4 protein-coding genes are annotated in these 7263 nt (G+C 63.2%); all 4 read right to left on the reverse strand.

What is annotated here, in order from left to right:
- Positions 1 to 5: 5 nt before the first annotated feature.
- Positions 6 to 2810: a TonB-dependent receptor plug domain-containing protein gene (locus tag IP92_RS19515; protein WP_229418859.1), complete on the reverse strand. Its 2805-nt coding sequence runs from the start codon at positions 2808 to 2810 to the stop codon at positions 6 to 8.
- 278 nt (positions 2811 to 3088) lie between these two features.
- Positions 3089 to 5974, reverse strand: coding sequence for a TonB-dependent receptor (locus IP92_RS19520; RefSeq protein WP_145878109.1), 2886 nt, complete (start codon positions 5972 to 5974; stop codon positions 3089 to 3091).
- A gap of 284 nt (positions 5975 to 6258) precedes the next feature.
- Positions 6259 to 6576 (reverse strand): 30S ribosomal protein S10, encoded by a 318-nt coding sequence (rpsJ, locus tag IP92_RS19525; RefSeq protein WP_050409777.1) that lies wholly within the window; start codon positions 6574 to 6576, stop codon positions 6259 to 6261.
- Between the two features lie 129 nt (positions 6577 to 6705).
- Positions 6706 to 7263, reverse strand: a 558-nt coding sequence (locus tag IP92_RS19530; protein ID WP_260071427.1) for an EF-Tu C-terminal domain-related protein, incomplete at its 5' end; no start/stop codon positions are given.

The raw sequence follows: 7263 nt of genomic DNA on the forward strand, positions 1-7263 counted from the left end.
CACGATCAGAACGTATAGGTCGCCGAGGCGCCCACCACCCGGAACTGGGCCGACGGCTGGTAGCCGTCGCGCCAGTTGATCGGTGCGGTCTGCGAGAACACGTTGTCGATGTACAGGTTCAGCTTCACGTGCTCGATACCCGTGTACTGCAGGTTGTAGTCGACCGTCGTGTTGCTGCCCACGCGGCCGCAGTAGCCCAGGTACTGCTCGGCCACCTTCTGGGTCGCGCAATAGGTCGGCGAATCGAGGCTGTTGTTGGAGAAGCCGCTGCGGTAGTTCACCGTCACGCCATGGTCCCAGGCGCCCAGCTTCAGCGCGCCGCGCAGCTTCATCCGCAGGCGGGCGCCCACGTCGTAGGTGCCGGCCTGGTTCTCGCTGTAGGCGTTGTCGGCCACGAGGAAGGTCTGGAACTTCAGCATGTACGAGCCATCCAGCTTGATGCGGATGTTGGCGTCGCCCACGCGGAAGCGGCCGTCGGCGTCGAAGTCGATGCCGGAGACCCGCGTCTTGCCCGTGTTGACGTACGGGTTGTACACCATGCCCAGCTTGCCGATCCCCTGGAAGTCGACCGTGTTGCCCGGCGCATATTTGCGCGCCAGCGCGATGAACTCGTTGTCCGTGCCCGTATTGTCGACGCGTATCAGCTGGCCGGCCGGCAGGCTCGCTTCGCCTTTCAGAATGTCGGCGGTCGCGCGAGTGCCGATCTCATCCTTGCGCTCGATGTGGTAGTAGTCCACCGCCAGCGTCCAGTTCTTGACCGGCTCGAATACGAGGCCCGTCGTGAACGAGCGCGAGGTTTCCGGCTTCAGGTCCGGGTTCGATGCCACGAAGCTCGGCAGCGACGCCTGGCAGTCGTTGTTACGGAACGTGTTCGCCTGTGCCTTGTCGGCCGTGGTGGCGTTCGGCGCATTCTGGATCAGGTTGTTCAGCTGGCTGGCGATCGGGCAGCGGCGCGGGTCATTCAGCGAGTTGACGATCGAGCTGCGGCCCAGGCCGTTGCCGGACTCGACGATGTTCGGCGCCCGGAAGCCGCCGGCCGCCGTGGCGCGCAGCAGCAGGTTGTCGGTCGCGTTCACGCGCAGGCCCAGCTTCGGCGAGACGTGGGCATCGCTGCCGTCGGTCTTGTCGGCACGCAGCGCGGCGTTCAGCTCGACGCGCTTGATCACGGGGATCGTCGCTTCGCCGAACACGGCGTACTGGTTGACCTTGTCCTTCACCTGCAGGCCGAAGATGCCGACCAGCTCACCGTTCAGCACGTTGTCCGAGCTCTTCATCTCATACGCATTGCTGCGCACGTCCGTGCCGACGGCGATCGACAGCGGGCCGGCGGGCAACTGCGCCACTTCGCCGGACAGCGTCGCATCGAAGAACTTCACTTCCGCCTTGCCTTCCGTCGTGCGGACCGGGAACATCGATTCCAGCAACGCGCGGTCGTTCTGCTGGCCGAACTTGTAGGTGCCGTTGACGATCGCGTCCGTGTAGCCCTTGGCGCTCGGTGCGCGGGTGGCTTTCGTGCCCGTCGACTTCATCCAGCCGGCCGCGGAGCGCCAGTCGAACTTGCCGAGGGTACCGTTCAGCGACAGCATGACGCGCGACTGCTCGGACTCGGTGCTGTTGAAGTTGAAGCCGTCGCCCGTGTCCATCAGGCGGGCGCGGTATTCGACGGGCGCGTCGTAAGGATTGTTCGGGTGGCCGACCGGCAGTTTCGGGTAGTAGTACGGGCCGACCATGCGGCCGCCGTAGACGTCGTACCAGATATTGCCCGTGCTGGTTGCGCTGCCGTTGCTGGTGCTGAACGGCGCAACGATGTAGTCGTTGGTCGCTCGGGCGTTGGTCAGCTCCAGGTTCGCTTCGATATCGCTGCCGATCTTGAAGTTCGTAACGCTGGCGATGGCGTGCCGCTTGCTGTCCGTGTTCAGGCCCGTGTACGGCAGCACGTCCCATTTGCACAGCTTGTCGCTCGGGTCGATCGCCTCCGCCGGGCAGCCCGGTGCGGCCACGATGTTCGTGCTGCTCCGGTAGTAGTTACCGGTCGGCGAGAACGAGCTGCGCGCGTCCCACGTCGAGCGGCCCGGGGTCAGGCGGTGCCAGTCCGGGTAATGTTCGCGCAGGTCGTCCGTGCTGTAGCCGTCGCGCTTGTAGCCTTCGATCGTCAGGTAGGTATTGAAGCCCTGCTTTTCCAGGTCGCCGTAGCCGACGATCGCCGACACGTTCCGGTTGCGCAGGTCTTCGAAGTGCCGCGCCGTCTTGTAGGTGGCCCTGATCTGGGCGCCTTCATACTGCTTGCGCAGGATGATGTTGACGACGCCGGCAATCGCGTCCGAGCCGTAGATCGCCGAAGCGCCATCCTTCAGCACCTCGATGCGTTCAATCGCATCGCTGGCGATCGCGTCCAGGTTCGTGAAGTTTTCCTGGGCGCCGTCGGCCAGCGCGTACGGCGCGATGCGGCGGCCGTTGACGAGGACCAGCGTGGCAACCTTGCCCAGGCCGCGCATTTCAACGGCGGAAGCGCCCGTGGCGAAGCTGCCGGAGCTGCTGCTGGCCGAGTTCAGGTCGGTCGTGACGGACGACATCGTCGTCAGGATGCCGAGGGCCGTCGTCTGGCCGGTGCGGTCGATGTCGGCACGCGTCAGGATCTGCACGGAGCCGGCCGTTTCGGCCTCGGTACGCTTGATGCTTGAGCCGGTGATCTGGACGCGCTGGATTTTTTCCGCGGGTTCGGCGGCCTGTTGGGCTGCCGCGTGTTCGGTGTAGGCAAGGGCCAGCGCGATCGCGATGGCACGCTTTCTCAACGTGTTCGTGTGCTTCAAAACTACTCCCAGTGGTTTGTATCGAGGTGCGCCGGCTCTTGTAACCGCTCGTGGCGGTCCGGCCGGCGTCAGGAGTAATTTCGCACAACATTTACTCTGAAGAAAGATGTATCTGAACGTTTTATTCTGTAACAGTCTATTACTATGGCAAGTGTTGTTTTACAGGCACACAATGGCGGGTCGGGCAACCATCGGCGCACGCCGGCAGGAGCCCCCTCCCGCCGCGTGCTCGCTGCAGCAAACCGGACGATCCCGCCCCGGGACCGTCCAGCGAGCCGTCAGAACGTGTAGCGTGCGCTGACGGTGAAGTAGCGCCCGTAGTTGTTGTGCAGCCCTTCGTTGTAGCCATTCTGCGGCACGAACGATGTCGAGATGCCTTGGCCCGGATCGTATGGCGCGCGCTTGTCGAACAGGTTCTGGATGTTCAGCGAGAGCATCAGGTTCTTGAAGCCGGTATAGGTGTAGCCCAGCCCGACCGTGACCCACGGGTCGATCTTGCAATCCGGGTAGTAGTCCTCGTACAGTGGCACCGTGCCATTACGGTTCGGTTCCGCGTCCGTCGGCTTGGCGGTGCCGTAATGGCAGAACGGCTGCTCGTACACTGTGGTGCCATTGACGTAGCGCTTCAGCGAGACGGAGCCGACGTAGTTGACGGAAGCATTTACCGCGTGGTCGCCGCGCGTCCACACGCTCGCCAGGTTGAACTTCAGCCGCGGCACGTCGATACTGCTGGAGAGATTCCAGTCGTAGATCCCGGCATTGCCGCCAACCACGTTGTGCTCGATGTCGCCAGGGTGCTGCGCCAGGGAATAGTGCGTCATGTAGGTGCCGTTCAGCTTGCTGCTGAGGGCGCCCCACTCGCCCAGGCGGGCGCGGTGGCGCACTTCGAAGTCGATACCGCGCACCTCCGTCGAACCCTGGTTTTCCCATGGCAGGCGGACCATCAACAGCGGCCCAGTGTTAGGAATTGGCGTGCCGTTGGCATCGGTCACGAAGTTGGCCGGATTCTGATCGCGCACGACGTTCTCGGGGAAGCGGTCCTCGTTCTTGATCGCCTCGAACGCGGAACCCTGCACCACCTCGCCTTCCTTGCGAATGCGGAAGTACTCGACGAGGAAGTCCAGGCTGCTGCTCGGCGAGTAGATCAGGCCCAGCGAGTAACTGCGCGATTTTTCCGGCACGAGGTCGGGGTTGGCGCCACCGGTACCGGCGGCCGATTTGGCGCAATCGACTTCCGTTGCGCCGGGCTTCGGCGTGCGCTCGTCCGGCTCGCAGCGGCGGCGGTCGAAGATATCGCGCAGGAACACCTGCGAGCCGCCCGGCGTTACCTGCACCAGCGCCGGCGCGCGGAAGCCTTTCGCGTAGGTGCCGCGGAAGGCCAGCCCGTCGATCGCGGTCCACTTGAAGCCCACCTTCGGCACGTAGTTCGTCTTGATGCTCGGGTACTTGTCCGCACGGCCGGCGAAGTCCATTTCCAGGTTCTTCAAGATCGGCGTGCGCAGCTCGACGAAGGCGGACTTCACGTCGCGCTCGCCGTCGATGATCGAGTTGACCAGAGCATAGATATTGCCCGCGGCAAGGTCCGGCGTCGGATCGAGCTTGATCTTCTCGCGACGCAGTTCGACACCGAGCGCCAGTCCCATCGGACCGCCCGGCAACTGGCCGAACTGCGTGTTGGCCTTGGCGTCCCACTGCAGGATGGATGCCTGGCCGGTATTCGTCACGGCTTGCGTGAGCGTCGGATCGGCGGCCAGCTGGGCCAGCGTCGTGCCGGTATTGAGCTTGCGCAGCGTCGGCAGGTAGAGGCGGTCCCGGTACGTGTCTTCTTTCTCGGACCGGTTCCACAGCAGGCCCGTATCCCAGCTCCAGCCGCGGAAGTCGCCTTCGGCACCGACCAGCAAGCGGGCGCTCTTGTTGATGATGTCAGTGCCGCCGTCCGTGTTGACGAAGCGGTAGCCCACCGAGGCGCGCGCATTCGGGAACGGGTTGTCCGGATGGCCGATTTCCAGGATGGCCTGGAACGGGTCGGCAACGCCTGTCGCCGTGAAGTTGTTCACGGACGACTGTCCGAGCGTCAGCGGTGAGCCGGTGTAGTTGCGCTCGGACCGGGCATAGGCCACCTCCGCGAATGCGCGCGCATTGGCGCCCAGCTTCAGTACGCCACGGCTCATCAGCACGGCGTCCTTGCCTGCGCTTTGCGCTTCCAGGTGGCGCGTCAGGTCGTAGTTGCAGAACGTGCGGCCGACCCACACGCTGGTCGCCGGGAAGCCCATCTGCGTCGTGCCCACCAGCTGTTCAGAAGGATCGCAGCCGAGCGTCGTACGCAGTCGCTGGTCCGCGTTGGCGCGGGTGACGCCGAAGTTGCGCGAGCCGGGCGCGCTCTCGCGATAGAACGTCGGGTACTGCGATACCTGGCTGCCATACGGCGTCGCGAAGCGGCCGTTCAACTGCTGGTACTGTTCGAACGCGATGTCGGTAGCGTCGCGCAATGCCGTACGGTCGCGCTTGGAGACGTCGACCGTGACGAACACGTTGTAGCCGTCGGTGTCGAGGTCGCCTTTGCCCCAGGCGCCGCTGGCACCCCGGCGGGCGAATTCGCCGTCGTCGTTGGCGCTGTAACGGGCGGACAATTCGGCGCCCTGGTAATTACTCTTCGTGATGAAGTTGATGACGCCGCCGATGGCGTCCGAGCCGTACACGGCGGACGCGCCATCCTTCAGGATCTCCACACGGTCGAGCGCGCTGATCGGAATGCTGTTCAGGTCGTACAACGTGGAATTGCCGTCGTTCGGGTCGGCGTATGCGGACGGGGTCATGCGACGGCCGTTCAGCAGGATCAGCGTCGAGGTCGACGACAGGCCGCGCAGCGAAGCGGTCGCGACGCCGCGCGAGAAGCCGCCATCGGTGCTGTCGTAGTTGCTGTCCGAACCTATGGCCGGCACGAACCGCATCAGCTGCTGGACCGTTTGTGCGCCGGTGTCCTTGATGTCCTGCGCCGTCACCACCTGGACGGGCGACGTGCCTTCCTTGTCGACCCGCTTCAGGTTGGAACCGGTGATGTAGACCGTCTGCGAGGGTTGGCTTGCCGGCGCCTGAGCGAACGCGGCGGGGCTCGCAAGCGCCGCCGCGACCGCGACAACGCTTGTCTTCAGAATTAACTGCATGCGTAGACTCCCGAAACTTGTGTGGAAAGGTCGCTGTTACAATTCGTAACGCTTCTTAGCAATTTCTCACGATTAGGGTTGTCTTATCAAAAACATTCTGCGGAACAGTGCGTATGGATGGCATAACTGTTGTATTACTGCCAAGCGTCCATCGAACGTTCGGCCGCGAGTCGTAACGCCTGATACTTTATTCGGACGGTGCGAAACGCTGGGACAAAAAAAAACCGGAACCCTCGGGTTCCGGTTTTCTCAGCAGGATGGCCCAGCCATCCGGCGCGAATCGATTACTGCAGCTTGATCTCGACGTCCACGCCAGCCGGCAGGTCCAGCTTCATCAGGGCGTCAACGGTCTTGTCGGTCGGATCCACGATGTCCATCAGACGCTGGTGCGTACGGATTTCGAACTGGTCGCGCGACGTCTTGTTCACGTGCGGGGAACGCAGCACGTCGTAACGCTGGATGCGGGTCGGCAGAGGAACCGGACCTTTGACCACGGCGCCGGTGCGCTTGGCGGTGTCAACGATTTCCAGAGCGGACTGGTCGATCAGTTTGTAGTCGAACGCCTTCAGGCGGATGCGGATCTTTTGATTCGGGGTGGACATGCTAATTCCTTAAAAAGAACGAACCGGGCGAGGATGCTCCGGCAATGTAAATAAGGTACAACCGCTACAACAGAAAGCGGGACCGGCATGATAACACAGCCGGCCCCGCTTTAGATCAGGCCTGGAAAATTAGGCGATGATCTTGGCAACGACGCCCGCGCCGACGGTACGGCCACCTTCGCGGATTGCGAAGCGCAGACCTTCTTCCATCGCGATCGGGGAGATCAGCTTGACCGTGATCGACACGTTGTCGCCCGGCATCACCATCTCTTTGTCGGCCGGCAGCTCGATCGAGCCGGTCACGTCCGTCGTACGGAAGTAGAACTGCGGACGGTAGTTGTTGAAGAACGGGGTGTGACGGCCACCTTCGTCTTTCGACAGCACGTAGATCTCGCCGGTGAAGTGGTTGTGCGGCTTGATCGAGCCCGGCTTGGCCAGAACCTGACCACGCTGGACGTCTTCACGCTTCGTACCACGCAGCAGCAGGCCGACGTTGTCGCCAGCTTGACCCTGGTCCAGCAGCTTGCGGAACATTTCCACGCCGGTGCAGGTCGTCTTGACGGTGTCGACGATGCCGACGATTTCGATTTCTTCGCCGACCTTGATCACGCCGCGCTCGACACGACCGGTCACCACGGTACCGCGGCCGGAGATCGAGAACACGTCTTCCACCGGCATCAGGAACGT

The sequence above is a fragment of the Pseudoduganella flava genome, assembly GCF_007830495.1.
Lineage (GTDB): Bacteria > Pseudomonadota > Gammaproteobacteria > Burkholderiales > Burkholderiaceae_D > Rugamonas > Rugamonas flava.

Excerpts from the sequence above, each read along its gene's own strand:
- IP92_RS19520 (WP_145878109.1), bottom strand. The coding sequence starts at position 5,974 with ATGCAGTTAATTCTGAAGACAAGCGTTGTCGCGGTCGCGGCGGCGCTT.
- rpsJ (WP_050409777.1), bottom strand. The coding sequence starts at position 6,576 with ATGTCCACCCCGAATCAAAAGATCCGCATCCGCCTGAAGGCGTTCGAC.